Raw genomic sequence first — 26,019 nt, 5'->3', positions numbered from 1 at the left:
GGCGCCATAAGACAATCTCGACCTATGAACTTGCGCAATATCCTGGTGCCCCTGGGGGCGGTAGCCCTGATCGGGTTTGGTTTTTATGCCTACGGCTGGGCCGGGGTGGCTGCCGTGGTCGGCGGGTTGCTCATGTGGGGGCTGCTGCACTTCACGCGGCTGATGAGCGTGATGCAAAAGGCCGCCAAGCGACCCATCGGGTACGTGGGCAGCGCCGTGATGCTCAACGCCCGGCTGTCCAAGGGCGTGAACCTCATGCACGTGGTAGCCATGACCCAGGCCCTGGGTGAGCGCGTGTCGGCCGAAAACGCGCAGCCTGAGGTCTACCGCTGGACCGACGGCACCCGCTCGCACGTGACCTGCGAGTTTCAGCAGGGCAAGCTGGTGGCATGGACCCTGGTCCGCCCCCAGGACAACCCCGCCGCTGACGGTGAAGGCGCGCCCCCCGCCGCCCCGTAAAATCCTGGTTTTGCGACCCACAGCAACCAAAGGACACCCATGAGCCCCGTAGTTCCCTCGATGGCCGACCGTGACGGCAAGATCTGGATGGACGGCCAGATGGTCGATTGGCGCGACGCCAAGATCCACGTGCTGACCCACACCCTGCATTACGGCTGCGGCGCCTTTGAAGGCGTGCGCGCCTACAACACGGCCAATGGCACGGCGATCTTCCGCCTGGAAGAGCACACCGACCGCCTCTTCAACAGCGCCAAGATCCTGCGCATGAAGATCCCGTTCACCAAAGAAGAAGTGAACGAAGCACAGAAGGCCGTGGTGCGCGAAAACAAGCTCGAATCCTGCTATCTGCGCCCATTGACCTGGATCGGCTCGCAAAAGCTGGGCGTTTCCCCCAGGGGCAACCAGATCCACCTGATGGTGGCCGCCTGGGCCTGGGGTGCCTACCTGGGCGAAGAGGGCATGAAGCGCGGCATCCGCGTCAAGACCAGCAGCTACACCCGCCACCACGTCAACATCACCATGACGCAGGCGAAGGCGGTGAGCAACTACACCAACTCCATCCTCGCCAACATGGAAGCCACGGACGACGGCTACGACGAAGCCCTGCTGCTGGACAGCTCGGGTTTTGTGTCTGAAGGCGCGGGCGAAAACATCTTTGTGATCAAGAACGGCGTGATCTACACGCCCGACCTGTCGGCCGGTGCCCTGAACGGCATCACCCGCAACACCGTGTTCCACATCGCCAAGGACCTGGGCCTGGAGATCGTGCAAAAGCGCATCACGCGCGACGAGGTGTACATCGCCGATGAGGCCTTCTTCACCGGCACAGCCGCTGAAGTCACGCCCATCCGCGAACTCGACCGCATCGAGCTGGGCAGCGGATCGCGCGGCCCGATCACCGAAAAAATCCAAAGCGCCTTCTTCGACATCGTTGGTGGCCGCAATCCCAAATACGCCCATTGGCTGAGCAAGGTTTGAAGAACATGTCGCAAGCTACCGTTGAACTCCTGGCCAAAGACCTGAACGCCCAGGGTGGCGTTTTTTGCCCCAGCCCCAAGGCCGACATGAAGCTGTGGAACAGCCACCCCAAGGTGTACCTGGACGTGGCCCGCACGGGCGAGGCCAAGTGCCCTTACTGCGGAACCGTCTATCGCCTGAAGGCGGGCGAGCATTTCCACGGTCATTGATTGATGCCCGCAGGACCCGGCGGCGCATCAGCGCCGCCCACGTTGACCGTTGCGGTGCTGACCCTCAACGAGGCGCACCGCATTGAAGCCTGCCTGCAAAGCGCTGCGTTCGCCGACCAGCTGCTGGTGGTGGACAGCGGCAGCACCGATGACACCGTGGCGCTGGCCCAGCGCCTGGGCGCGGAAGTCCACAGCTACCCCGACTGGCAGGGCTTTGCCGTGCAGCGCAACCGGCTGCTGGCTCATGCGCGGGGTGACTACATCTTTTTTCTGGATGCCGACGAGGTGATGACACCTGCGTTCGCCCAGGAGCTGCAGGCCATCGTGCGCTCTGGCGCGCAGGCCGTGTGGACCATTCGCTGGCGCATGGTGGCGTATGGGCACGAGCTCAAGCACTTCCGCTCGCAGTCGCAGATCGAGCGCCTGTTTGTGCGTGCCATGGTCCGGGAGTTCACGGGCGTGGTGCACGAGCAGGCCGAGCTGTTGCCACCGCCAGGCGGCGGCGCTGTGCCGCGCCGCCTGATCGAGGCGCGGCTGCTGCACTACTCGCGCACTACGGTGCGCGGCAGCCTGGAAAAGCTCACCCAATACGCGATGCTCGGCGCCGCCAAGCGGGCCGCAGCGGGCAAAAAGGGCGGCGTGGTGCGGGGCCTGGCCTCGGGCACCAGCATGTTCCTGCGCCTGTATGTGTTTCGGCTGGGTTTTTTGTGTGGCGGGGCGGGTTTTCTGTATTGCCTGTTTGTGGCGCTGGAGGCGTTCTTCCGGTACGCCGCCTTGGAATATGACCACCAGCAACTGAGCGAGAGCGTGCGCCGTTGACCAAAGCTGACGAAATTTTTGTGCGCCTGTCGGGCGTGGCGGCCTTCATGGTGCCGGGCCTGGCGTTGTGGGTGCGCTCGGGCTATTCCTGGGGGGCGGTGGTGCTGCTGTTGTGCAGCCTGGCCACCGCCGGGGTGTGGCTGCGGCGCCGGCCGGGGCGCGATGCCTGGCTGCTTTTTGCCTCCATCGTGGCCATGGGCTGTGTGTGGGCCCTCGACTTTGACCCGGCCCAGGGCAGCTGGTCCAACCTGGACCGGCCCGCCAAATACCTGCTGGCGCTGCCGTGCCTGCTGTATGTGCTGGCCTACCCCCCCCAGGTGCGTTGGCTCTGGGCAGGTATTGCCGTGGGCGCTTGCGGCGCGGGCCTGATCGGCATGTACCAGGCCATGGTGCTGCACCTGCCGCGTGCCAATGGGTTCACCAACGCCATCCAGTACGGCGGGCTCAGCCTGTTGCTGGGGTTGATGTGCTCGGTCGCGCTGCTGGTGCTGTGGGACCGCTGGAAGCCGTGGCAGCGTGGGGGCTGGGCGGTGTGCATTTTGCTGGGCCTGGAGGGGTCGCTGCTGTCCGAGTCGCGCGGGGGCTGGGTGGTGCTGCCGATGGCGCTGCTGTTGTGCGCCTGGCTGCAAGCCCGGTGTGGCCAGCGCAAGCTGGCCATCGTGGGCGCCGTGTTGGTCGTAGCGGGTGCGGTCGGGCTGATGGCCTTCAAGGCCAGCGAGGTGCGCCTGCGGGTGGACGAGGCGCGGCAAGAGATCACACAGTACGAGTCGCGGGGCGACGCGGCCAGTTCGGTGGGCCAGCGCCTGGCGCACTGGGGCCTGGCCTGGCGCATGGGCCTGGACCGCCCCTGGACCGGCTGGGGCCGCTACGGCTATGAGGCCGAGAAGCAGCGGCGCGTGGCTGCAGGCGAGGCCCACCCGATTGTTTTGCACTTCAGCCACGCCCACAACGAGGTGCTGGATATCTTTGCCAAGCGCGGCATCCCCGGCGTGGTGGTCTTGCTGTTTTTCTATGGTGTGCCCCTGGTGCTGTTCTGGCCCACGCGGCGCCGCGTGTTCCCGGGTAGTGAGGGCGTGCTGGATACCGAGGGCCTGTGCCTGCGCATGATCGGGGTGCTGCTGCCCGTGTCCTACATGGGCTTTGGCACCACCCAGGTGTTTTTGGGGCACAACAGCGGCACCATGTTTTACCTGTTCATGGGCATGCTGGTGCTTGCCATCCTGCAAGGCCGCGAGCACCAGCGTCTGCAGGCGCCCGGGCAGGCCGCCGCCATTTCCTGAAGGACCTCTGCCATGCACATCCTGCTGGTCAATAACTCTCCCATCCCGGTGTATGGCTACGGCGGCACCGAGCGCGTGATCTGGGACCTGGGCAAGACGCTGGTGCAGCAGGGCCACCGCGTGAGCTACCTGGTGCCCGAGGGCTCGACCTGCGACTTCGGCCAGGTGCTGCCCATCCGGCCCGACGAGCCCTGGGAGGGCCAGATCCCGGCTGACGTGGACATCACGCACTTCCAGTTCAACCCGCGCTCCGAGCTGTCCAAGCCCTACCTGGTGACCGAACACGGCAATGCCCGCAAGCCCAAGCCGCTGCCGCGCAACACGGTGTTTTTGTCGCGCGACCACGCGGCGCGTTATGGCTCCAGCGAGTTCGTCTACAACGGGCTGGACTGGGCCGGTTATGGCCCGGTGGACTTTGACCGCCCGCGCTCGCACTACCACTTCCTGGGCAAGGCGGCCTGGGGGGTGAAGAACGTGCGCGGCGCCATCCGCGTGGCCAAGCTCGCCGGGGTGGAGCTGGACGTGCTGGGCGGCAACCGCATCAACTTCAAGCGCGGCTTTCGCTGGACCCTGTCGCGCAAGATCCACTTCCACGGCATGGTGGGCGGCACGCAGAAGACGGGCCTGCTCAACGCCTCGCGCGGGCTGATCTTTCCGGTGCGCTGGCACGAGCCGTTCGGGTTGGCGGTGATCGAGAGCCTGTACTTTGGGTGCCCGGTGTTTTCCACCCCCTACGGCGCCTTGCCGGAGCTGGTGCCCGTGCACTGCGGCGTACTGTCAGACCAGGCCTCGGTGCTGGCTGAGGCGGTGCGGGGCAACCGCTTTGACCCGCGCGCCTGCCACCAGCATGTGGTGGAGCACTTTGGCGCCGAACGCATGGCCCGCAACTACCTGCGCATGTACGAACGGGTGCTGGCGGGCGAAACCCTCAATGCTCAGGCCCCAGTCATTCAGGGGCCCGCTCGCGAGCTGCCCTGGAAGAACTGACAGGGCAGCCCCAGGGCTTTGATGAAAATGGCCGCTTGCGCCCATTGGGTAGGCGCTTTAAGCTATTAAAAACGTAGCATACGTCAGGCGCTGGCTGCCTGCAGTTCCCCCGCCAGCACCGCCACCAGCTCGGCCGCAGGCATGGGCCGCACCTGGGCCACGCCCTGGCCTGCCCACAGCGACAGGCAGTCCGCCCGGCCCGCCTGCGCAGCCGCACGGCGCAGGGCACCGGTCAGTGCGTTCTGCACGGGGTAGGGCGGCACGGTGGCCTCGTCGGCCTGCAGCGCTTGCATCATGCGGTTGACGATGCCGCGCGCCGGTCGGCCCGAGAAGATGCGGGTGGTGCGCGTGTCGGTGGCCTGGGCGTGTGTCAGCGCTTCGCGGTAGGCGGGCCCAATGGCTGATTCGGGGCAGGTCAGAAACGCCGTGCCCATCTGCACCGCCTGGGCACCCAGCGCCAGCGCGCCTGCGATGCCGCGCCCGTCCATGATGCCGCCCGCAGCGATCACCGGGATAGAGAGGGCCTGCACACACTGCGCCACCAGCGGCAGCGTGCCCACCATGCTGGCAGCAAAGTCGGCCAGTGATGGGGCCGCCCCGGTGGCACTGGGCTGCGTGGGGGTGAGGAACGTGCCACGATGCCCCCCGGCTTCCATGCCCGATGCGCAGACGGCGTCCGCGCCCACGGCGGCCCAGGCCTGCGCCTCGGCCACCGTGGTGGCGGTGCCGATCACAGTGCAACCCACCGCCTGCAGCCGTGCCACCTGCGCCGCCGTCAGGATGCCGAAGGTAAAACTGGCCACGGCCGGGCGTGCGGCCACCAGGGCGTCGAACTGGGCCGCGAAGTCCTCACACCACTGTGCGGGCCGTTCGGGCACCAGGCCGAACTCGGCATAGAACGGCGCCAGGCGCTGCAGCGCGGCTTGCACCGTGGCGTCATCGGGCGTGGGCGTGGCCTGCACAAACAGGTTCATGCCAAAGGGCCGGTCGGTGCGGCGGCGCACTTCGGCGGCCACCTCGGCCATGGCGGCGGGCGAGCGCATGCCGCAGCCCAGCATGCCCAGACCACCGGCCTGCGAAACGGCGGCAGCCAGCGCGGGCGTGTCCGACCCGGTCATGGGGCCCTGGATGATGGGCAGCGCAAGGCCCAGGTGGGTGGTGAAGGCTGGGGGCATGGGGGCTCCTTGTGCAGTCCGTGGGGGTGGTGGGGTCAGGTCGATGCGGCTGGGTCGGGCGTCTTGCTGGAGGTCAATGCGGCCAGCAGCGCGTCGAGTGCAGGCGACTGGTAGCCGCGCCGGTGCACCAGCACGGTGTTGCAGGGGGCCAGGGGCACCAGGCGCAGCGCGGGCGGCTCGCGCATCAGGTCGATCACGGCCTGGGGCACCACGCCCGCGCAGCGCCCGGCGGCCACGCAGGCCAGGATGGCGTGGTACGAGGCCAGCTCCAGCACGTGCGGCGGGCTGCCGTCCTTCTGTTGCATGTACGCCTCGCCCATCCGGCGGTAGGTGCAGCCGTTGCTGAATGCGGCCAGGGTGTCCAGCTGCAGGTCTTGGGGCGTGTGCACAGGCGGGTGGTCGGCGGGCAGGGCCAGCAGCAGGGCCTCGGCAAACACGGCGGTGTGCTCCACCGGCGCATCGGCGTCGATGCCCGGCGGCGGCCAGGCCACCAGCGCGCAGTCGATCTGGTGGGCCAGCACCTGTTCCACCAACTGGCGCGAGGGGGCGGTGGACAGCTCCAGCACCAGGCTGGGCCACTGCGCATGCAACCGGGCCAACGGCTGCGGCAGGCGTGCGGCGGCCGTGCTTTCCATGGCGCCCAGGCGCAGTCGGCCACCGGGCTGGCCGGGGTGCACCGACTGGCGGGCCTCTTCGGCCAGCGTCAGCAGGCGGTCGGCGTAGCCGCGCAGCGACTCTCCTGCGGGCGTCAACACCATGCGTTTGCCTTCGCGCAGAAACAGCGTGGCGCCCAGTTGTTCTTCCAGCTGCTGCACGCGCGTGGTCACGTTGGACTGCACACGGCCCAGCCGCTCGGCCGCGCGGGTGACGCTGCCTTCCTGCGCAACGGCCCGGAAAATTTCGAGTGCGGCAAGGTCCATGGATATTCTTGTTATGAGATGATTAAAAGAAAATAAATCTCAAAAAAGAATCATAGACTGGAAACCGCCTGCATGGAACCGCGCACCGCCCCCCAAGACCGCCCCCTGGCCGTAGCACTGGCGGGCATGGCCGCCCTGGCGGTGGCCATGGGCGTAGGCCGGTTTGCCTTCACGCCGCTGCTGCCGATGATGTTGCACGACGGCGTGGTCACATTGGCGGGGGGGAGCTGGCTGGCCACGGCCAACTACCTGGGGTACCTGATCGGGGCGCTGGCCTGCATGGCGCTGCCCTGGGTGGCGCCCCGTGCGCGCCAGCGGTGGCACGCGGCGCGGCTGGCGCGCTGGGGGCTTGCGGCCACGGTGCTGCTCACGCTGGGCATGGCGCTGCCGCTGCCGGGCACCTGGCCCGCGCTGCGGTTTGCAGCAGGGGTGGCCAGTGCGCTGGTGTTTTTGAACGTCTCGGTGTGGTGCATGCTGCGGCTGGTGGCGCTGGGCCAGCCCGCTCTGGGCGGGTTGATCTTTTGTGGGCCGGGGCTGGGCATCGTGCTCACCGGCCTGTCGGCCAGTGCCATGGTGGCCCTGCAGTGGCCCGCAGCGGCGGGCTGGGGCGTGTTTGGCCTGCTGAGTGTGGGGCTGTGCGCCGCCATCTGGCCGGTGTTGCAGGGCGTGGCCTTGCCCGCGTCGGCGGCAGCCTCCGGGCCTGTGGTGGACGGCTCTACCCCCGGCCATGGGCCCTGGGCGCGCGCGGGGCTCACGCTGGCCTACGGGCTGGCGGGGCTGGGCTACATCGTCACCGCCACTTTTTTGCCGGTGATTGCGCGCGCAGCACTGCCCGCCGGGTCGCCCTGGCCGGACCTGTTCTGGCCGCTGTTTGGTGCCGGTGTGGCGCTGGGCGCGGCGTTGACCACCCGCACCCCGGCCGCGTGGGACCGGCGCTGGCTGCTGATGGCGGCTTACATCGTGCAGGCCGGGGCCATTGCGCTCAGCCTGGTGTGGCCGGGGCCTGCGGGGTTTGCGCTGGGCAGCCTGCTGCTGGGACTGCCGTTCACGGCCATCACCTTCTATGCACTGCAGGAGGCGCGGCGTGTGTGGCCTGCGGCGGGTGACAGTTTTCCGGGGCTGCTCACCGCCGCCTATGGCATCGGGCAGATCGTGGGCCCGCCCATGGTGGCGTGGATGCTGCACCACGCGGCTACGCAGGGCCAGGGGTTTGTGTATGGGCTGGCCGTGGCCGCTGCCGCGCTGGGGGTGGGCGCGGTGTTGTATGCCACCATGGCGTGGCGCTGGCCACTGGCGCTGCGCCCGGCAGCGCGCTGATTTACACGCTGATTCCCGCTTCGATCAATGCGTGGACGGCGCCAGCGGCAGCGCCAGCACAAAACACGCGCCGCTGTCGCCGTCGGCCCGGTCCTGGCAGTGCACGGTGCCGTTGTGGCGTCCTGCAATTGAGCGCACCAGGGCCAGCCCCAGGCCCACGCCGCCCGCGCGCTCGCTGGCGCCTGGCAGGCGGTAGAAGGGCTCAAAGATGCGTTCGCGCTGGCTGGGTGGCACCCCCGGGCCGTGGTCGCACACATGCACTTCGGCGTGGCCATGGCGGCGGTACACCACCACGGTGATCTCGCCCGTGCTGTAGCGGCGCGCGTTTTCCAGCAGGTTGCGAATGGCCCGGCGCAGCAGCTTGGCCACGCCACGCACTTCCAGCGAGTCGGGGCTGGCGCCCACGTCCAGGTCGGCATCGACGCGAGCGCATTCTTCGGCGGCCAGGCCAATCAGGTCCACCAGCTCCACCGTGCCCACGTCGGCCTCGCGCGCATCGAGGCGGCTGGCCAGCAGGATCTCGTCCACCAACTGGTCCAGCTCGGCGATGTTGCGCAAAATCTCTTCGCGGAAAGCGGGCGATGGTTGTTGGCCCCCCATCAGCTCCAGCCCCATGCGGATACGGGTGAGTGGCGAGCGCAGCTCGTGCGATGCATTGGCCAGCAGCGATTTGTGCGACTTGACCAGTGTCTCTACGCGCTCTGCCGCCGCATTGAACTGGCGTGCCAGGTCGGCCACCTCGTCCTGGCCTTGCTCGGGCACCCGCACCGACAGGTCGCCCTCGCCAAACTTCTTCACGCTGCGCTGCAGCGCCTCCAGCCGTTGTGTGAGGCGGCGGATGATGGGGTACACGCCCACCGCTACCGCCAGCCCCACAATGCCCAGCAGCCACAAGAAGCCGAAGGGCGGACGGGTCCAGAAGGCGGCCTCGTCCTGGCCGGGGCCGCCGGGCCGACCGCCGTTGTGGCCCATCCGGGGCTGGCGCGGTGCCATCTGCAGCGTGAATGTCTGGCCGTTCTCGCCTTCGATATGGAATTCCACCACCTCGCCTGGCTCGGACGGCTGGCGCGTGGCCATGCCGCGCAGCACCAGGTTGCCAGCCGGGTCGCGCACCGCCATCTCGCGCGAGGGCGGCACAAACGGCTGGTTGTTTTGCACCTTCTGCTCCTCGGCCATGCGCCAGGCCCAGCCCACAGTGAGCGTCAGCACCGCAATGCCGCCGACGACAGCGAGCCAGATGCGCAGGTACAGGCGGCGGGAGAAGGGGGTGGGAAGAGACATGACTGTTCGATGGGCGTCAGCAGTTGGCGCGCTGCTGGAAACTGGCGCAGCCCAGGCCAGTGGCCGCCGCGAAGCCGCTCAGGGGGATGTGCTTCATCTAGTCCTGCTGTTTTGCAAAGACATAGCCCACACCCCGCACCGTGAGGATGCGGCGCGGGTTCTTGGCATCGGCCTCAATCGCGGCGCGGATGCGGCCCATGTGCACGTCGATGGAGCGGTCAAACGCCTCCAGCTCGCGGCCGCGCACGGCCTCCATGATCTGGTCGCGCGTAAGCACCCGGCCCGCGCGCTCGGCCAGCGCCACCAGCAGGTCGAACTGGTACGAGGTGAGGTCTGCCGCCTGCCCCGCCACCGTCACGGTGCGCGCGTCGCGGTCGATCTCCAGCGTGCCAAAGCGCAGCACCTGGGTAGCGGCTGCAGCGCCGCCCCCGTCGGTGCGTCGGCGCAGGATGGCGCGGATGCGGGCCAGCAGCTCGCGGGGCTCAAACGGCTTGGGCAGGTAGTCGTCGGCGCCCAGCTCCAGGCCGATGATGCGGTCCATGGGGTCGCCCTTGGCGGTGAGCATGAGCACCGGCACCTGCGCCGCGTTGCCCTGCAGCGAGCGGATGCGGCGGCATACCTCCAGCCCATCCATGTCGGGCAGCATCAAGTCCAGGATCACCAGATCAGGCAGCGGGCCGGCATCGGGCCCCTGCAGTTGCGCCAGGCCACTTTTGCCATCGGCACGGTGCGTGACCTGCAGGCCCGACTGGCCCAGGTACTCACCCACCATCTGCGCGAGGCGGGCGTCGTCTTCGATCATCAGCAGTTGGGAGCTCATGGGGGCAGTGTAGTAGCGAGGCTTTGAAACTGTCTTCATGGTCCGGCAGGGCCGTCTCCCCGTGTTGAAGCCCCCGTAAAGTTCCGGTAAACCGGGTGGCGAGAGGCTTCCAGGTTCGCTATTGATTCAATAGCTTTAGAGGCAAATAGATCAAGCGCCTCCGATCTTTTGGATGCGTGATGCCAGCCACACCAGCACCAGCACCGGCAGCCCCAGCAGTGCCGTCGATGTGAAGAACTGGGCGTAGCCAAACGCATCCACATAGTCGCCCGAGAAGCCCGCCACAAACTTGGGCAACAGCAGCATCATCGAGCTGAACAGCGCGTACTGCGTGGCCGAATAGCTCACGTTGGTCAGGCTCGACAGGTAGGCGATGAAGGCCGCAGACGCAATGCCGCTGGCCAGGTTGTCGGCCGACACCACGGCAATCAGCGCCGTCACGTCATGCCCATGGCCCGCCAGCCAGGCAAACAGCAGGTTGCTCGCGGCGCTCAGGACGGCGCCCAGCATCAGGATGCGCATCACGCCGAAGCGCATGGACAACACACCGCCTACAAAGGCGCCAGCCAGCGTCATGATCACGCCGTAGATCTTGGTCACGGCGGCCACCTCGTCCTTGGTGAAGCCCATGTCCACGTAGAACGGGTTGGCCATGATGCCCATCACCACGTCGCTGATGCGGTACACGGCAATCAGCGCCAGGATGAGCGCCGCATGCCAGCCGTAGCGGCGCAGAAAGTCAGCAAACGGGGCCACCAATGCGCCCTGAATCCACTCGGCTGCGTTCTTGGCCGGGGGCAGCGCCACTGGCACTGGCTCGCGCGAGAACAGCACGGTGACCACACCCACCGCCATCGACGCGGCCATGGCCAGGTAGGCCGCCTGCCAGGCGCCGTTCTGGTACGCGGCAGCGCCTTGCGCGATGGCCTGGCCCACGGCGGGCGCGACCTCGGAGCGCGCTGCGATCCACAACACACCCGCCCCGGCCCAGATCATCGCCAGGCGGTAGCCCGTCTGGTATGACGCTGCCAGTGCCGCCTGGTGGTTGGCATCGGCCGATTCGATGCGGAAGGCATCGAGCGCGATGTCCTGCGTGGCCGAGCCAAACGCCACGGCCAGCGCGCACCACACGATGGGCCCCAGGGTCTGGCGCGGGTCGGCCAGCGCCATGCCCACCAGCCCCGCCACGATCAGCGCCTGCGACAGCAGCAGCCAACTGCGGCGGCGGCCCAGCGCCCGCGTGAGCAGCGGGATCGGCATGCGGTCCACCAGTGGCGCCCACACCCACTTGAAGCCATAGGCCAGGCCCACCCAGCTCAGGTACCCGATGGTGCTGCGGTCGATGCCCGCCTCGCGCAAGCGAAAGCTCAGCGTGCCCAGCACCAGCAGCAGCGGCAGCCCGGCCGAAAAGCCCAAGGTCAGCATGCGCAGGCTGGCGGGCTCCAGGTACACGCGCAGCGTCTGCAGCCAGGGCGTGCGCGGAGGTTTCTCAGGGATGAGGCTGGGGGTGGATGAAGTGGAGGTGTCTGACATGGGCGCGCGGAGGTTTTGTCTATCATCGCCGACACACCCTTGTAGCCAGCCCGTCGGCCTCCATCTGCACGGCAGGCTCTGGTGTGTGGTGTGCCAGCGCTGCTCATTATTCCTTCTGGGATTGCCTTGTATGTGTCTTTTCTGCCCCGCTCCCTCCGTTGCACCGTCGTCCCCATGGTCCGCGCGCCGCGCGTTTCTGCTGGCGGCGGGCGCTAGTGCGGCCGCGCCGGTGCTGGCGCAGGTGGACGTGGGCTCGGCGTCCAGCCTGCGCAAGCTGGTGCCCGCCGAGACGCTGGAGAACTCCGCCGCCCAGCAGTACCAGCAGATGCTGCAGCAGGCCCGCGCCAAGCGCGCGCTGGCACCCGACAACCACCCCCAGCTGCAGCGCCTGCACGCCATCGCCAAGCGGCTGATCCCGTACGCCACGCCCTGGAACGATCGGGCCCGCCAGTGGCGCTGGGAGGTCAACCTGATCGGTAGCTCGCAGATCAACGCGTTCTGCATGCCCGGCGGCAAGATTGCGTTCTACACCGGCATCCTCGACCAGCTCAAGCTCACCGACGACGAGGCCGCGATGATCATGGGCCACGAGATGGCCCATGCGCTGCGTGAGCACGCACGCGAGCGCATCGCCAAGACGCAGGGCACCAACCTCGCGCTGCGCCTGGGCTCACAACTGCTGGGCCTGGGGGACCTGGGCCAGGCGGCCGCCGGCCTGGGCGGACAGTTGCTCACGCTGCAGTTCAGCCGTTCGGACGAGAGCGAGGCCGACCTGGTGGGGCTGGAGCTGGCCGCGCGCGCGGGCTACCAGCCCTCGGCCGCCGTGAGCCTGTGGCAGAAGATGGGCAATGCCAGCGGCAGCAAACAGGGCGGGCTGGCGTTTTTGTCCACCCACCCCTCGGGCCCGGCGCGCATCCGCGAGCTGGAGACCAATGTCCCCAAGGTGCAGGGCCTGTACGAGGCCGCGCGCCGCAACGGTTAAGCCGCCGAGCTGGTTTCTATATGGAGGCCGCCAGTGCGGCGCTGGTGTCTTCGCCCGCCAGCTGCACCCGGTTGCGCCCTGCGTTTTTGGCGGCATACAGCGCCTGGTCTGCACGGGCGATGGCGGCCTGCAGATCGTCTGGCCCGTGCACCTGGGCCACGCCAAATGACAGGGTCAGTGCAATGGGCGCGGGGCCTACGGACAGTGGCGCCAGCGCCACTGCGGCGCGAATGCGCTCGGCCGTGGCGCTTGCGGCGTCCAGCGGGCTGGCGGGCATCAGCGCCAAGAACTCTTCGCCACCCCAGCGTGCCAGCACATCCCCCTCGCGCAGGTTGTCTGCCAGCACCTGGCCCATGGCCACCAGCACCTGGTCGCCCACGGCGTGGCCGTACTGGTCGTTCACGCGCTTGAAGTGGTCTACGTCGCACAACAGCAGCGTCACGGGGGCGCCGCTCTGCTGGCTGCGCTCCAATGCCTCGGTGGCTTGCGCGTCGAAGTGGCTGCGGTTGGCCAGGCCGGTCAGCGGGTCGCGCGTGGCTTGCTTGCGCAGGCGTGCCTCGGCGATCAGGATGGTGCGGCGATAGAACGCCGACAGCGCCGCCGACATGGCAAACACCACGCAGATGTGCACCCAGTTCACGATCTTCACGCTCTGCGCAGGCAGCGGGTGCAGCGGCCCCACCGCGTTGCTCACCATGTGGAGGCCCAGGTAGTAGGCCAGCAGGGCAAGCACCATGGGCGCGGCGTAGCCCCGCGTGTTGGCGATCACGATGGCGGGGATGAACATCAACAGGTAGTAGTGAAAGCCGCTCTCCCAGCCGATGAGCAGCGAGCCCAGGGCCGAGTGCCCGATCACCTCCAGCCAGATCAGGGCCAGCGCTGCGGCGTTGTAGCGCTTCTGGATGAGCCGGTAGGCGCCCAGATACATGGCGATGCTCAGCACATTGATGGCCGCCAGCGGTATCGAGCCCAGCCACAGAAACAGCAGGATGTAGCCCGCGTCGATGGCCGCCGCCGTCAGCGCCACGCGCTGCACCATGGCCCAGTAGGCCTTGCCCGCGAGGCTGGAGCCGCGCTGGGGTTCAAGCGGAGGGCGCGGTGCGTTCGATGAAGTCATGGCACAGAGGGGCTCTGGGTGGGATGCAGGGGGAGCAAACGCACCATCGTAGCCCCCCAGCGCTATGGCAGTTGCGCCGAACTGGTGGGTATCCCTGGGTCTGATTGGCGCTGTGCAGCAGGCGGCGTGGGGCGCTGGACAGAGGCATGAGACAGCGCACAGGCGACAGATTTCAAGTCAAACCAGGTGATCGTGCCCATGGAATATGCCTGAAGTGCTATGAATATAAGAGCGTTTGGCTTGGGGTCAGGTGCCGCCCACATACGGATTGCTCTGGCGCTCCCGGCCAAACGTGCTCTCCGGCCCGTGACCGGGAATGAATACCGTCTGATCTCCCATCGGCCACAGGCGCTGCGTGATGCTGTCGATGAGCTGCTGGTGGTTGCCCTGTGGGAAGTCCGTGCGGCCGATGCTGCCTGCAAACAGGACATCGCCCACAAACGCGCGGTCGATCTGCGGCGCGTGGAACACCACGTGGCCGGGCGTGTGGCCCGGGCAGTGGCGCACCTTCAGCGTCTCGTTGCCGATCTGCACCGTGTCGCCATCCGTCAGCCAGCGTGTGGGTATGAAATGTTGCGCGGGCGGAAAACCGAACATCGCGCTTTGCTGCGGCAGCCCGTCGATCCAGAATTGGTCGCCTGGGTGCGGGCCGACGATGGGCAGCGCCAGGCGCTGGGCCAGCTCGCCCGTGCCGCCCGCGTGGTCGATGTGGGCGTGGGTGAGCCAGATCTGTGCCAACTGCAGCCCCCGTTTTTCCACCTCTGCCAGCAAGGTATCCAGATCGCCGCCCGGGTCGATCACGGCGGCCTGCTGCGTGGCGTCGCACCAGACGATGGAGGCGTTCTGCTGAAAGGGAGTGACGGGGACGGTGAGGTAGCGGAGCATCGGGAAGAGGCGGTAACCCATCGCGCCAGGGCCGCCTGCAACGGTGGCGGCGGCGGGTTCGCGCGGTGGCGGCAGGGCCGGAAGGCGATAGGCGCGAGTGTCGCACAGGGCGTGTGCGCTGCCAGGTATCGTGTGCCCTGGGCCTTCAGTCTGCGTCCATGGGCCGTCCCAGCAGCCGGTTCACGGCGGCCCGCAGGCCTTCCAGGGACGTGGTGTTGAGCACGAACACCACAAAGCCTTCGATCTGGCTGCTCAGCAGCTCAAAGCGGATGTGCAGGAACACCACCAGGTGGTTCTGGATGCGGGTGCCCAGGATGGTCCGGCTGTCGCCCACATCAATGCTGGGCGGGCTGAGCTGGAATTCGTTGCCCAGCAGGTCGGACAGGGCGGCGATGCAAGCGTTGAGCATGACGTTGCCCACTTCGGTCATCGCGTCCTGCTCGATGGCACTGAGGTCTTCGCCGGGCACGCTCTGGCCCGCCACGATGCGCACGATCTCCAGGCTCTTGTGGCCGGGGAAGATCAGCAGGGCATCGCCGTTGAAGGCCCCGCGAAATGGCTGGCGCACGCCGTACATGGTGCTGCCAGCGGCGCCCAGCTGCTGGGCGGCCTCGCTCACGGTGAAGATGCTGATACGGGGCACCGACAACAGTACTTCGTCGTGCATGAGGCTACCCATGGCGGCTGCGGCCTTGCCCACGCCGATGTTGAAGATCTCACTGAGTGCATCAATCTGTTCGGCGTCTAGCTGAAGGGTCATGTCAGGCTCCTGCGAGGGCGGCGAGCTGTTGGGCGGCACGGGCGGTGATGGGTTTGGCGATGAACACCATGCCAGCTTCCTCGATGCGCTCCTGCATGGCAGTCTGCACGTTGGCCGTGAGGATGGCAATCGGCAACTGGGGCTGCAACTGGCGCAGCGCCAGTGCGGCTTCCAGGCCGGTCATGCCGTGCATGTTGAAGTCCATCGAGACCAGGTCCACGGGGCTCTCGCGCACCAGTTGCAAGGCTTCTTCGCCGCTGCTTGCGTGCACGATGGTCCAGTCGGGGTGGGCCTGCAGCACCAGGCCCTGCAGGATGAGGCGGGACATGCGGCTGTCATCCACAATCAAAAGGCGCAGGCTCATGGTGGTCATGTGTTGGTTGAGGGTTAAGGGGAGGGGACGGCCGCCTCGTGGGCCAGCACCTTGTTGCGACCGGTGGCCTTGGCGCGGTACAGCGCCGCGTCGGCGTCGGCCAGCAGTGGTTCGATGCCCGTGTGGTAGCGCTCGTTGGTGGCCATGCCGATGGAAATGGTGAACGTGACCGGCTCTCCTGCAGGAGACACCAGGCCCAGTTGTGCGATGGCGCCCCGGATGCGCTCGGCGACCTGTTGCGCGCTGTTGGCGCTGGCGTGGGGCAGCAGCGCGGCGAACTCCTCGCCACCCAGGCGACCTAGAAGGTCGGCCTCGCGCAGGGCCTGACCGATGGCATCGGCGCAGGCGCGGATGGCGGTGTCGCCCATCTGGTGGCCGTGCAAGTCGTTGATGCGCTTGAAGTGGTCGATGTCGATCATCAGCACGGTGCAGGGTTGCCCATGGCGGCGGCAGTGGTCAAACAGCGCGGTGCTGCGCTCCATGAAGGCGCGCCGGTTCAGCAGGCCACTGAGCGCGTCGCGCGTGGCCAGTTCGCGCAGCTGGGCCTCCAGGGCCTTGTGGGTGCTGATGTCAAAGCCCCACAGCAGGTGGGCCAGCTGACCCTCGACGTCGATGAGGCGGGCCGATAGTGAGCTCCAGCACGGGGTTTGGGAGCCAATCTGCGCCTCCATGGCGTCGACCTGGCCGTATTGGTCCAGGGTCTGCATGAAGCGCTGGCGTGTGTCGAGGTCGTACAGCAGGTCGGGCAGAAACAGGGTCTTCGGTGCTGCCTTCAACCCCAGGCGCTCGGTCAGCCGGTGGTTGATGAAAAGCACGTGGCCGCTCTCGACCTCGGTCAGCAGTACGTCGCTGGGACTGGTGTCCAGGATGAAGCCCAGCAGCGCGCGGCCTTCTTCGAGCTTGCGCGTGCGCCGTGCCACGAGGTCTTCCAGTTCGCGGTTGGTTTGCGCCAACCGCCGGGATGCAGCGGTGGCTGCTCGCGCGTCTTTCACCAGCTTGGCGATCAGCAACGCGGTGCCCCCGAGCAGGCCGCTCAGCACCACGCTGAGCACGATGAAACGCTGGTGTAGCTGCTGGCGTGCGTGGTCGGTCTGCTGGTTGCTGAACAGGTGCACCGTGGCCACGGCTTGGCGCAGGCGCTCCAGCAAGGTGTCGGACTGGCGGCTGATGTCCTCTGCCACGCGCACGGCGGCCTGTGGCGTCGCTGTGGCCCGTTGGGGCCGAGCCGCACTGCTGCCGGGCGTGCTGGCGATGGCTTGTTCGGACCACTGCTCGACCAGGGTGCGCAACTCGTCCAGGCTCTGTGCCGTGCCCGGCAGCGCTTCGCGCAACTGGGTGCTCACGCGCGGCCCGCGGCCCGAGGTGTCAAGGGTGCTGTACAGCACGTCCAGCCGGTCGGTCAGGTCTTGTGCACTGGCCTCCCGGCCCCGCAGCTGGCGCGCCAACAGGCTCACCCGCGCCAGTTCGTTGTGCACGCTGGAGATGTACCAGAGATCGTTTTGCTGGTGGGGCTGTGCAAGGTCCTGGGCCTGGCGCAGCGTCCACCACAGGGCTGCTGACGTGCCCAGGGCCATGGCCACCACCAAGACCAGCAGTCGGTAGGTGGTGCGTGGGCCGCTGGCGGCGGGCGTGCCGCTGGAATTGCTTGCGAGGGTCTGCCGCTTAGCGGACGGATAAGGCATGGACCTGCCAGATGGTGCGGTTGACGTAGTCCTGGCCCTGCTGCAGGGCGGGGTGGGCCGCGCCAAACGGGTAGATCAGGATCAGCGGCCCCTTGTCTCGGATGCTCATGCGCTCGCCGTCGCGCCGGTAGGCCAGCACGGGGTCGTAGCGGAGCAGGTCGCTCCAGGGGATCTCCACCGTATAGTCGTTCAAGGCGGTCAGCACGATACGGCTGCGTTCGCCGCCACCCAGGTGCTCGACCAACTGGCGCAGTGGCACCCCGGTCCAGCGGTGTTCACCGGCCAGACCCAGCGCTGGAGGCAAGGTGGTGGTGACATCGCGCGCGGGCAGCCGCTCCAGGGCCTGCAGATCGCAGGCCTGGGCCCGGCCTTCGCCGGGTGATTGCAGTTGCAGCACCCCGCGCCCCTGAGGAGTGGGGCACACGGGGGCGGAGTGAGCCCACTGCGGCAGGCACAGGCTCAGGGGCCCTATCAGGGCCAGCAAGGCGGCGCCTGCGCGGGACCGCAAGGCAGCCAGGAGTCTGAACAACATCGTCTCCACTTTCACATCTTCTTGCCCACGCGTCGGGGCCCGGAATGGCTCCGGTTATGGGGTAGTAGCACGGCCCGACTATGCCCGCGAAAGCAGGAAAGCCGATCGCCGTCCAATGGAAAATTGCAGCATGGCGGGTGGTTTTGACAATTGTTAACGGTGTTTGCGGGTTGGCGGGTGGCTGATGGGGACTACAGGTTGGTCGCGGCCACCACTTCGTTCATGTCGGTCAGGCCCTGCAGTACCTTTTCGATGCCGTCCTGCCGTAGGGTGAGCATGCCGGCAGTCAGGGCGGAGTGCCGGATATCCGAGGCGGGGGCGCGGTGGCGGATGTGCTGGCGAATGGCTTCGTCGCACATCATCAGCTCATGGATGCCCAGACGGCCGCGATAACCGTGGCCCTCGCACTGGGTGCAGCCTACGGGGCGCCACATTCGCAGCTCGCCTTGCGCGCCGCCGTATTGTTGGCGCCAGCGCACGATTTGCGCTTGGCGGGCTTCGGTGGTGTTGTGGGTGCCGCTCTCCAGATACTGCGACGCGAGGCCCGCCAACACGTCATCGTCGGCCACACGCGGCTCGCGGCAGGCGGTGCACAGGCGCCGCACCAGGCGCTGCGCAAGGATGGCGAGCAGCGAGTCCGAGAAGTTGAACGGGTCCAGGCCGATTTCGAGCAGGCGCGCAATGCTCTCGGGTGCCGAGTTGGTGTGCAGGGTGGACAGCACCAGATGGCCGGTGAGCGAGGCCTCGATGGCGATGCGCGCAGTCTCCTCGTCGCGCATTTCGCCGATCATGATCACGTCCGGGTCGGCGCGCAAAAAGGTACGCATGGCCGCCGCAAAGGTCCAGCCGATGCGCGCGTTGACCTGCACCTGGCGCAGCCCCTCCTGCGTGATCTCGATGGGGTCTTCGGCCGTCCAGATCTTGCGGCCTGCGGTGTTGATGTCGCGCACCACCGAGTGCAGCGTGGTCGTCTTGCCACAGCCCGTGGGGCCACACACCAGCACCAGCCCATAGCTTTTCTGCACCACTGCCCGCAGCGCCAGCAGGTTGGGCTGGCTCAGGCCGATGTTCTCCAGCGGCAGGGGCTTGGCGCCCGCCAGCAGGCGCAGCACCACGTCTTCCAGCCCGCGCGAGGTGGGCACGGTGACCACGCGCAGCTCCACCGGGGGGCCGCCAAAGCGGGCAAAGTCGATCTTGCCGTCCTGCGGTTTGCGGTGCTCCGAGATGTCCATGCTGGCCATGATCTTGATGCGCGCCACCATTGCAAAGCGGTAGCGCGCGGGCAGCTCCAGGTAGGGCACCAGGTCGCCGTCGATGCGCAGGCGCACACGCACGTTGTGCGGGGCGGGCTCGGTCTCGATGTGGATGTCCGAGGCACGGTGGCTGATGGCTTCGTCAATCACCGAGTTGATGAGCCGCACCAGGGTGTTGTCCGACTCGCTGATCACGTCGGCCTGCTCGGTGTCGGCGTCTGGCGACGTGGTGTTCAGGTTGGTCAGCAGCTCTTGCGAGGTGGCGCGTGCGCCCGCTGCCGCGCCGCCTGCGTCGGTGGGGCGGGTGCGGTAGGCCTTGTGGATGGCGGGCATCAGCGTGCCGGGCGCCGCCCGCAGCGGAATCAGCCGCCGCTGGGTCAGAAAGCGGATCTCGTCGATCAGCACACGGTCCCAGGGGTCGGCCATCAGCAGCACCAGCGCGTCTTCGCGTGCGATCAGGGGCAGCACGGACTCGCGCTCGGCCACGGCACGGGGGATCAGCGCCAGGGCCGACGCTTCGGGCGTGATGTCGCCGGGGTGCACGGTGTATTCGCCCAGCCAGGTGGCAATCACGCTGCGCAGCTGGTCTTGGGTGAGGGCCCCCCGGTCCACCAGGATCTGGCCGATGGGCCGCTGCACGCCGTTGCCACGCTCTTCTTGCTGCGCCTGCAGGCCCTCTGCCAGGTCCGGGGTGGACAGCAGTCCTGCGTGCACCAGCGCCTCGCCCAGGTGCCGTGCCTTGCCCACCATGGGGTGGGGGGTGGAGATCTGACGCCACAGCGCCTCGGCGCTTTGGGGGCGAAAACTGTGGGCGGGAGGCGGGGCGGAGGTGCTGGCGTCGGTCATCGGGGCGGAGTGTCTGGGGCTGAGGCTTATAGAGTCAGTGCGTAGTCCACCGTGATGGGTGCGTGGTCCGAGAATTTCTCGCCCTTGTAAATATGTTCAGCGCGCGCCAGCGCCGCGAGCGCAGGGGTAGCCAGGTGGTAGTCCAGCCGCCAACCCACGTTGTTGGCATAGGCCTGACCGCGGTTGCTCCACCAGGTGTAGGCGGTGTCGGTGGCGGTAGGTTGTAACTGACGGTAAACGTCTATGATGCCGCCGCCTTCATCAGTTGTGTGTAACAACTTTGTCATCCAGGCGCGTTCTTCGGGCAAAAAACCACTGTTCTTCTGGTTGCTGCGCCAGTTTTTGAGGTCGATTTGCTGGTGCGCAATGTTGATGTCGCCACACAGGATGAAGTCGCGCTCGGCCTTCAGGCGCATGAGGTGGGGGTGGAACTCGGCCAGAAAGCGGAACTTGGCCAACTGGCGCTCTTCACCTGAGGAGCCGCTGGGAAAGTACGCGCTGATGATGGACAGCTTGCGGGCGGGCGTGTCAAAACGCAGCTCGACATATCGTCCTTCTGCATCGAACTCTGCCGATCCATAGCCAATGACTACATCCGATGGCTGGTGCCGGGTGTAGATGCCTACGCCCGAATAGCCCTTCTTTTGGGCAAATTGGAAGTGTCCCTGCAGGTCGGCTAGGCGCTCGAACCGGTTGGCCATGTCGGCGGCCTGGGCCTTGACTTCCTGCACACAAATACAATCCGGCCGCGTGGCTGCCATCCAGCTTTCCACGCCTTTGCTGGTGGCCGAGCGGATGCCATTGAGATTGAGGCTGGTTAACTTGAACAAGGATTTCCCCATGGTGGATGTTGGCGTGCAAACCCCCGAACAGGGCCAGCTGGCGCAGGATTTCGTCCGTTTTGCCGTCGAGTCGGGCGTGCTGCGGTTTGGTGAATTCAAGACCAAGGCTGGGCGTTTGAGCCCCTACTTTTTCAATGCCGGTCTGTTCGACGACGGCCGCAAGATCGGGCGGCTCGCGGAATTCTATGCAAAAGCCCTGCTGGCCAGCGGCATCGAATTCGACATGGTGTTTGGCCCCGCATACAAGGGCATTCCGCTGGCTGCCACCGTGGCGGTGGAACTGGCCCGGCTGGGCCGCAATGTGCCTTTTGCCTACAACCGCAAGGAGGCCAAGGACCACGGCGAGGGCGGCACGCTGGTGGGCGCGCCACTGCAGGGCCGGGTGCTCATCGTGGACGACGTGATGTCGGCGGGCACCGCTGCCCGCGAGTCCATCGCCATCATCCGTGCCGCTGGCGCCACGCCCCATGCGGTCGCCATTGCACTGGACCGCCAGGAAAAAGCCACCGAGAATGGCCAGGACGTGGACCACAGCGCCGTGCAGTACGTGCGCGAGCAACTGGGCATGCAGGTCTGCGCCATTGCACGGCTGGCAGACTTATTGCTGTACCTGGAGCACAACGGGGCGGAGGGGATGCGTTCCCATCACGAAAAAGTGCTGGCCTACCGCCAGCGGTATGGCGTCAACGAGGGGTAGACGGTTTGAGCAAATCGGCGTGGATCATGGGCGGGGTTCTGTTGGCCACCCTGGGCGCTGATTTGGCGTGGGCGCAAACCCCCGGGACATCCAGCGGCATCTACACCTGCGTGGACCGCAATGGCCGACGCTTGACGGCCGACCGACCTATCGCTGAATGTCTGGACCGCGAGCAGCGCGAGCTCGGCCCCTCGGGCATCGTGCGGCGGCAAATCGGCCCCTCGCTGACCGAGCAGGAGCGTGCCGCGCAAGAGGCACAGCGCCGCAAAGAGGCCGAAGCCCGTGCACGCGAACTGGAAGAGCGCCGCCGCGAACGCGCGTTGACGGCCCGTTACCCCGACAAGGCTACCCACGACGTGGAGCGCGCTGCGGCCATCCAGCTCGTCGATGACGTGACCGCCACTGCCGAAAAGCGCCTGATCGAACTGACCCAGCAGCGCAAAGCCTTTGATGTCGAGTTGGAGTTCTACAAAAAGGACCTCAACAAGGCCCCCATGCCACTGCGCCGCAAGATTGCTGAGAACGAAGAAAGCATTGCCGAGCAGCAACGGTTCATTGCCGGGCAAGACCAGGAAAAGCGCCGCGTACACCAGCGCTTTGATGTGGAGCTGGCCCAGCTGCGCAAGCTGTGGGACGCCCAGCGCATGCCCTTGTCGGGCGCTGCGCCCGCCAGCGACGCCGCACCGGCCGCCACGCGGTAGGGCAGTAAGGCGCTGAGAGCACTCCTCCCGCCCTTGGCCTACAAAGTCCACCAGAACGTCCAAACAACAAAGGGCTGTGAGGCCCTTTGTTGTTTGCGTTGTTGCCCGTCGGCGTGGGTCAGCCCGCCAGCTTGGCGCGCAACAGTTCGTTGACCTGCGTCGGATTGGCCTTACCCTTGCTGGCCTTCATGATCTGGCCGACCAGTGCGTTGAAGGCCTTGTCCTTGCCCGCACGAAACTGAGCCACGTTGTCCGTGTTGGCAGCAATCACCTCGTCGATGATCTTCTCCAGCGCGCCAGAGTCGTTCATCTGCTTGAGGCCCTTGGATTCGATGACGGCGTCCACGTCGTTCGAATCGCCGGTCCACAGCGCATCAAACACCTGCTTGGCGGCGTTGTTGGAGATCGTGCCGTCGGCAATGCGGCCGATCAATGCGGCCAGTTGGGCTGCCGTGACCGGCGCCTGCTCGATGCCGGATTCGCCAGCATTCAGGCGGCGCGACACCTCGCCCATGATCCAGTTGCTGGCCAGCTTGGGCTGGCCGCAGGCTTTGGCCACGGCTTCGAAGTAGGCAGCCATAGCCTTGCTCTGCGTGAGCGTGGTGGCGTCGTACTCGGGCAGGCCGTAGTCCGCCACAAAACGTGCCGCCATGCTGCGAGGCAATTCGGCCATGAGCGCACGTTGTTCTTGCACCCATTGCTCTGAAATGTGTAGCGGAGGCAGGTCCGGGTCGGGGAAGTAGCGGTAGTCCGCCGCATCTTCCTTGGTCCGCATCGCGCGCGTTTCGCCGGTGTCAGGGTCGAACAGCACGGTGGCCTGCTGGATGGCGTGGCCGTCTTCGATCTGCTCGATCTGCCAGCGGATCTCGTAGTCGATGGCCTGCTGCATGAACTTGAACGAGTTCAGGTTCTTGATCTCGCGGCGGGTACCCAGCGGCTGGCCGGGCTTGCGCACCGACACGTTGGCGTCGCAGCGGAAGCTGCCCTCTTGCATGTTGCCGTCGCAGATGCCGATCCAGGTCACGATCTTGTGCAGCTCTTTGGCATAGGCCACGGCCTCGTCGGACGAGCGCATGTCGGGCTCGGTCACGATCTCCAGCAGCGGCGTTCCGGCGCGGTTCAGGTCGATGCCCGATTGGCCGATGAAGTCCTCGTGCAGCGATTTGCCCGCGTCTTCTTCGAGGTGGGCGCGCACCAGGCGCACGGTCTTCTTTTCGTCGCCCAAGAAGAACTCGACCTCGCCGCCCTGCACCACCGGGATCTCGAACTGGCTGATCTGGTAGCCCTTGGGCAGGTCGGGGTAGAAATAATTCTTGCGGGCAAAAATGCTCACGGGCGCAATGTGGGAGCCCAGAGCCAGTCCTAATTTGATAGCGCAGGCCACCGCCTCGCGGTTCATTACAGGCAGGGTGCCCGGCAGGGCCAGGTCTACCGCGCAGGCCTGCGTGTTGGGCTCGGCGCCAAAGGCAGTGGGGGCGCGGCTGAAGATCTTGCTCTGCGTGGCAAGCTGGGTGTGGGTTTCGAAGCCGATAACGACTTCATACCCGTGGATCAATTTGCTGGTCGTCATGTCACAGACCTCCGGGTTGGCGGAGGTGGAAATCGGTGGCTTGCTGCAGGCGGTGCGCAGCGTTCAGAAGGCGGGCTTCCTGGAAGTAGTTGCCAATCAGCTGCAGGCCTACAGGCAAACCCCCTTCGCCAAAACCTGCGGGCACGCTCATGCCGGGCAGCCCTGCCAGCGAACCGGGCAGGGTGAAGATGTCGGCCAGGTAGTCGGCCAGCGGGTCGTTGCCGTGGTCGCCCAGCTTCCAGGCCACAGTTGGCGCCACGGGGCCTGCGATCAGGTCGCAGTCCTTGAAGGCATTCTGGAAGTCGTCGGCAATCATGCGACGGATCTTTTGCGCCTGCAGGTAGTACGCGTCGTAGTAGCCATGGCTCAGCACGTAGGCGCCAATCATGATGCGGCGCTTGACCTCGTCGCCAAAGCCTTCGGCGCGCGTCTTCTTGTACATGTCCACCAGGTCGGTGTAGTCCTTGGCGCGGTGGCCGAACTTCACACCGTCAAAGCGGGAGAGGTTGGACGAGGCTTCGGCCGGGGCAATGATGTAGTAGACCGGAATGGACAGCTGGGTGCGCGGCAGGCTGATGGGCACGAGCTTGGCGCCGAGCTTCTCGTATTCCTTCAGGGCGGCATCCACCGCAGCGCGCACATCGGGCGTCAGGCCTTCGCCAAAGAACTCGGCGGGGATGCCGATGCGCAGGCCGTCGATGCTGTCGTTGAGCTTTGCGCTGAAGTTCTCGGCAGGCACATCGAGCGACGTGGAGTCGCGGTCCAGGTCCGGGCCACACATGGCGGACAGCAGCAGCGCGCAGTCTTCGGCCGAGCGGGCCATCGGGCCGGCTTGGTCCAGACTGGAGGCGAACGCGATCATGCCGTAGCGGCTAGCGCGGCCATAGGTGGGCTTGATGCCGGTGATGCCACAGAACGATGCAGGCTGGCGGATGGAGCCTCCGGTGTCCGTGCCCGTCACTGCAGGGGCCAGGCGCGCGGCTACGGCCACGGCACTGCCGCCGGACGAGCCACCGGGGATGCGGCTGGTGTCCCAGGGGTTGCGCACGGGGGCCGGGGCGTCGAAGCCCACGGGGGCGACGGCCGAGTTTTCGTTGGCCGAGCCCATGGCGAACTCGTCGCAGTTGAGCTTGCCCAGCGTCACGGCGCCCGCGTCGGCGAGCTTGGCGACCACGGTGGCGTCAAACGGGGACTGGTAGCCCGCGAGCATCCTGGAGCCTGCCGTGCTGGGGAAGTCGCGGGTGACAAAAATGTCCTTGTGTGCGATGGGCACGCCTTCCAGCGCGCCTGCCGTGCCTGCGGCGAGGCGGGCATCCGCCGCTCGGGCTTGTGCCAGGGTGGTGTCTTCGTTCAGGGCCACGAAGGCGCCCAGGTTCTGGTGCGCCTTGGCGCGGGCCAGAAAATGCTGTGCAGCTTCGACGGCAGAAAACTGCTTGTCGCGCAGGCCGGCGGCCAGCTCGGAAACGCCCAGGTCGTGCAGGGCTTGGGTGGTGGTTGTGCTCATGCGGGCCTCACTCGATCACTTTGGGGACGAGGAACAGGCCACGCTCCACGGCAGGGGCGCTCTTCTGATTAGCTTCGCGCTGGTTGGGCTCGCTGGCCACATCTTCGCGCAGTCGCAAAGCCACGTCCTGGATGGCCGCGACGGGGTGCGCCAGGGGCGTGACGCCCGAGGTATCCACAGCCCGCATCTGTTCCACGATGTCAAAGAAGCCATTGAGCTGTGTCAGCATGCGCTCACTTTCGGAGGGTGTCAGCTCAAGCCGTGCCAAATTGGCGATGCGGCCGATGTCCTGGGGGGTCAGTGCCATAGGGAGGAGAATCTAGAGAAACCAGAAGTAAAGCTGTGATCCGGACCGCGCCGGAGGGAGTTATTCACAGGGGATGGGGTATTATCCCGGCTTTGCCGCAATAGCCTCCAAACCGCTAGGCGTTGTGCGAAAAAAGCCCATAAACACCCCCCTGAATACCTGGCGATGGCAGGCCGACGTGCATGCCGTG

26 protein-coding genes are annotated in these 26,019 nt (G+C 66.7%); 10 read left to right on the top strand and 16 right to left on the bottom strand.

Features of this window, described 5'->3' with window-relative positions; genetic code table 11:
- Window positions 1-24 precede the first annotated feature (24 nt).
- The 6 genes from OIN59_RS00360 to OIN59_RS00335 are packed head-to-tail and all read left to right on the top strand — an operon-like array spanning window position 25 to window position 4,732.
- Window positions 25-459: a glycerate kinase gene (locus tag OIN59_RS00360; RefSeq protein ID WP_274105994.1), complete on the top strand. Its 435-nt coding sequence runs from the start codon at window positions 25-27 to the stop codon at window positions 457-459.
- Between the two features lie 39 nt (window positions 460-498).
- Complete coding sequence (locus tag OIN59_RS00355; protein ID WP_274105993.1) at window positions 499-1,437, top strand: branched-chain amino acid transaminase; 939 nt, start codon at window positions 499-501, stop codon at window positions 1,435-1,437.
- A 5-nt stretch (window positions 1,438-1,442) separates the two neighbouring features.
- Window positions 1,443-1,646: a zinc-finger domain-containing protein gene (locus OIN59_RS00350; RefSeq protein WP_108617894.1), complete on the top strand. Its 204-nt coding sequence runs from the start codon at window positions 1,443-1,445 to the stop codon at window positions 1,644-1,646.
- A 3-nt stretch (window positions 1,647-1,649) separates the two neighbouring features.
- Window positions 1,650-2,465 carry a glycosyltransferase family 2 protein gene (locus tag OIN59_RS00345; protein WP_274105988.1) on the top strand — a complete coding sequence of 272 codons (816 nt, stop codon included), beginning with the start codon at window positions 1,650-1,652 and terminating at the stop codon, window positions 2,463-2,465.
- Window positions 2,462-3,745, top strand: a complete 1,284-nt coding sequence (locus tag OIN59_RS00340; protein WP_274105986.1) for an O-antigen ligase family protein — start codon at window positions 2,462-2,464, stop codon at window positions 3,743-3,745. The genes OIN59_RS00345 and OIN59_RS00340 overlap by 4 nt, the downstream gene beginning before the upstream one ends.
- Before the next feature lie 12 nt (window positions 3,746-3,757).
- Window positions 3,758-4,732 (top strand): glycosyltransferase, encoded by a 975-nt coding sequence (locus OIN59_RS00335; protein WP_274105984.1) that lies wholly within the window; start codon window positions 3,758-3,760, stop codon window positions 4,730-4,732.
- An 83-nt stretch (window positions 4,733-4,815) separates the two neighbouring features.
- Here OIN59_RS00335 and OIN59_RS00330 read toward each other — a convergent pair whose 3' ends face one another.
- Window positions 4,816-5,907, bottom strand: a complete 1,092-nt coding sequence (locus OIN59_RS00330; RefSeq protein WP_274105982.1) for an NAD(P)H-dependent flavin oxidoreductase — start codon at window positions 5,905-5,907, stop codon at window positions 4,816-4,818.
- A 35-nt stretch (window positions 5,908-5,942) separates the two neighbouring features.
- Window positions 5,943-6,827: a LysR substrate-binding domain-containing protein gene (locus tag OIN59_RS00325; RefSeq protein ID WP_274105980.1), complete on the bottom strand. Its 885-nt coding sequence runs from the start codon at window positions 6,825-6,827 to the stop codon at window positions 5,943-5,945.
- Between the two features lie 72 nt (window positions 6,828-6,899).
- Between OIN59_RS00325 and OIN59_RS00320 the strand changes: the two genes are divergently transcribed.
- A complete protein-coding gene (locus tag OIN59_RS00320; RefSeq protein ID WP_274105978.1) occupies window positions 6,900-8,144 on the top strand; it encodes a YbfB/YjiJ family MFS transporter in 1,245 nt (414 codons plus the stop codon).
- A gap of 24 nt (window positions 8,145-8,168) precedes the next feature.
- Here OIN59_RS00320 and OIN59_RS00315 read toward each other — a convergent pair whose 3' ends face one another.
- The 3 genes from OIN59_RS00315 to OIN59_RS00305 all read right to left on the bottom strand — a co-directional run bounded on the left by OIN59_RS00315 (window position 8,169) and on the right by OIN59_RS00305 (window position 11,778).
- Window positions 8,169-9,425 carry a HAMP domain-containing sensor histidine kinase gene (locus OIN59_RS00315; RefSeq protein ID WP_274105976.1) on the bottom strand — a complete coding sequence of 419 codons (1,257 nt, stop codon included), beginning with the start codon at window positions 9,423-9,425 and terminating at the stop codon, window positions 8,169-8,171.
- A 97-nt stretch (window positions 9,426-9,522) separates the two neighbouring features.
- Window positions 9,523-10,245: a response regulator gene (locus OIN59_RS00310; RefSeq protein ID WP_056643106.1), complete on the bottom strand. Its 723-nt coding sequence runs from the start codon at window positions 10,243-10,245 to the stop codon at window positions 9,523-9,525.
- A 150-nt stretch (window positions 10,246-10,395) separates the two neighbouring features.
- The gene (locus tag OIN59_RS00305) at window positions 10,396-11,778 is read right to left on the bottom strand and encodes an AmpG family muropeptide MFS transporter (RefSeq protein ID WP_274105972.1); all 1,383 of its coding nucleotides are present in this window, start codon (window positions 11,776-11,778) and stop codon (window positions 10,396-10,398) included.
- Window positions 11,779-11,908: 130 nt separating this feature from the next.
- Between OIN59_RS00305 and OIN59_RS00300 the strand changes: the two genes are divergently transcribed.
- Entirely contained in the window at window positions 11,909-12,760 is an 852-nt protein-coding gene (locus OIN59_RS00300) for a M48 family metallopeptidase (RefSeq protein WP_274105970.1), read from the top strand.
- A gap of 16 nt (window positions 12,761-12,776) precedes the next feature.
- On the opposite strand, the gene OIN59_RS00295 is transcribed toward OIN59_RS00300, so the two are convergent.
- The 8 genes from OIN59_RS00295 to OIN59_RS00260 all read right to left on the bottom strand — a co-directional run bounded on the left by OIN59_RS00295 (window position 12,777) and on the right by OIN59_RS00260 (window position 21,038).
- On the bottom strand, window positions 12,777-13,877 hold the full coding sequence (locus OIN59_RS00295) for a GGDEF domain-containing protein (protein ID WP_274105968.1): 1,101 nt from the start codon (window positions 13,875-13,877) through the stop codon (window positions 12,777-12,779).
- Between the two features lie 246 nt (window positions 13,878-14,123).
- Window positions 14,124-14,762 (bottom strand): MBL fold metallo-hydrolase, encoded by a 639-nt coding sequence (locus OIN59_RS00290; RefSeq protein WP_274105966.1) that lies wholly within the window; start codon window positions 14,760-14,762, stop codon window positions 14,124-14,126.
- A gap of 145 nt (window positions 14,763-14,907) precedes the next feature.
- A complete protein-coding gene (locus OIN59_RS00285; RefSeq protein ID WP_274105964.1) occupies window positions 14,908-15,522 on the bottom strand; it encodes a chemotaxis protein CheC in 615 nt (204 codons plus the stop codon).
- Window position 15,523: 1 nt separating this feature from the next.
- Complete coding sequence (locus OIN59_RS00280; protein ID WP_274105962.1) at window positions 15,524-15,886, bottom strand: response regulator; 363 nt, start codon at window positions 15,884-15,886, stop codon at window positions 15,524-15,526.
- 23 nt (window positions 15,887-15,909) lie between these two features.
- Entirely contained in the window at window positions 15,910-17,577 is a 1,668-nt protein-coding gene (locus OIN59_RS00275) for a sensor domain-containing diguanylate cyclase (RefSeq protein ID WP_274105960.1), read from the bottom strand.
- Window positions 17,558-18,109, bottom strand: coding sequence for a molybdopterin-dependent oxidoreductase (locus OIN59_RS00270; RefSeq protein WP_274105958.1), 552 nt, complete (start codon window positions 18,107-18,109; stop codon window positions 17,558-17,560). Before OIN59_RS00270 ends, OIN59_RS00275 begins: the two co-directional genes overlap by 20 nt.
- 191 nt (window positions 18,110-18,300) lie before the next feature.
- Window positions 18,301-20,208, bottom strand: coding sequence for a GspE/PulE family protein (locus tag OIN59_RS00265; RefSeq protein ID WP_274105956.1), 1,908 nt, complete (start codon window positions 20,206-20,208; stop codon window positions 18,301-18,303).
- Between the two features lie 26 nt (window positions 20,209-20,234).
- Window positions 20,235-21,038, bottom strand: coding sequence for an exodeoxyribonuclease III (locus tag OIN59_RS00260; RefSeq protein ID WP_274107137.1), 804 nt, complete (start codon window positions 21,036-21,038; stop codon window positions 20,235-20,237).
- 10 nt (window positions 21,039-21,048) lie between these two features.
- Here OIN59_RS00260 and pyrE point away from each other — a divergent pair, with 10 nt between their 5' ends.
- Complete coding sequence (pyrE, locus tag OIN59_RS00255) at window positions 21,049-21,747, top strand: orotate phosphoribosyltransferase (RefSeq protein ID WP_274105954.1); 699 nt, start codon at window positions 21,049-21,051, stop codon at window positions 21,745-21,747.
- Window positions 21,748-21,752: 5 nt separating this feature from the next.
- Window positions 21,753-22,448, top strand: coding sequence for a DUF4124 domain-containing protein (locus OIN59_RS00250; RefSeq protein WP_274105952.1), 696 nt, complete (start codon window positions 21,753-21,755; stop codon window positions 22,446-22,448).
- A gap of 118 nt (window positions 22,449-22,566) precedes the next feature.
- On the opposite strand, the gene gatB is transcribed toward OIN59_RS00250, so the two are convergent.
- From gatB to gatC, 3 genes are read right to left on the bottom strand one after another with little or no spacing between them, the layout of a single operon-like run.
- Window positions 22,567-24,018 carry an Asp-tRNA(Asn)/Glu-tRNA(Gln) amidotransferase subunit GatB gene (gene gatB, locus OIN59_RS00245; RefSeq protein WP_274105951.1) on the bottom strand — a complete coding sequence of 484 codons (1,452 nt, stop codon included), beginning with the start codon at window positions 24,016-24,018 and terminating at the stop codon, window positions 22,567-22,569.
- 1 nt (window position 24,019) lies between these two features.
- Window positions 24,020-25,522, bottom strand: a complete 1,503-nt coding sequence (gene gatA, locus OIN59_RS00240; RefSeq protein ID WP_274105948.1) for an Asp-tRNA(Asn)/Glu-tRNA(Gln) amidotransferase subunit GatA — start codon at window positions 25,520-25,522, stop codon at window positions 24,020-24,022.
- A 7-nt stretch (window positions 25,523-25,529) separates the two neighbouring features.
- Entirely contained in the window at window positions 25,530-25,829 is a 300-nt protein-coding gene (gene gatC / locus OIN59_RS00235; protein WP_274105946.1) for an Asp-tRNA(Asn)/Glu-tRNA(Gln) amidotransferase subunit GatC, read from the bottom strand.
- Window positions 25,830-26,019: the final 190 nt, after the last annotated feature.

The organism is Acidovorax benzenivorans (assembly GCF_028680575.1).
Lineage (GTDB): Bacteria > Pseudomonadota > Gammaproteobacteria > Burkholderiales > Burkholderiaceae_C > Acidovorax > Acidovorax benzenivorans.
The sequence above is the reverse complement of the archived record's forward strand: the minus strand, read 5'-3'. Positions and strand labels throughout refer to the sequence as shown.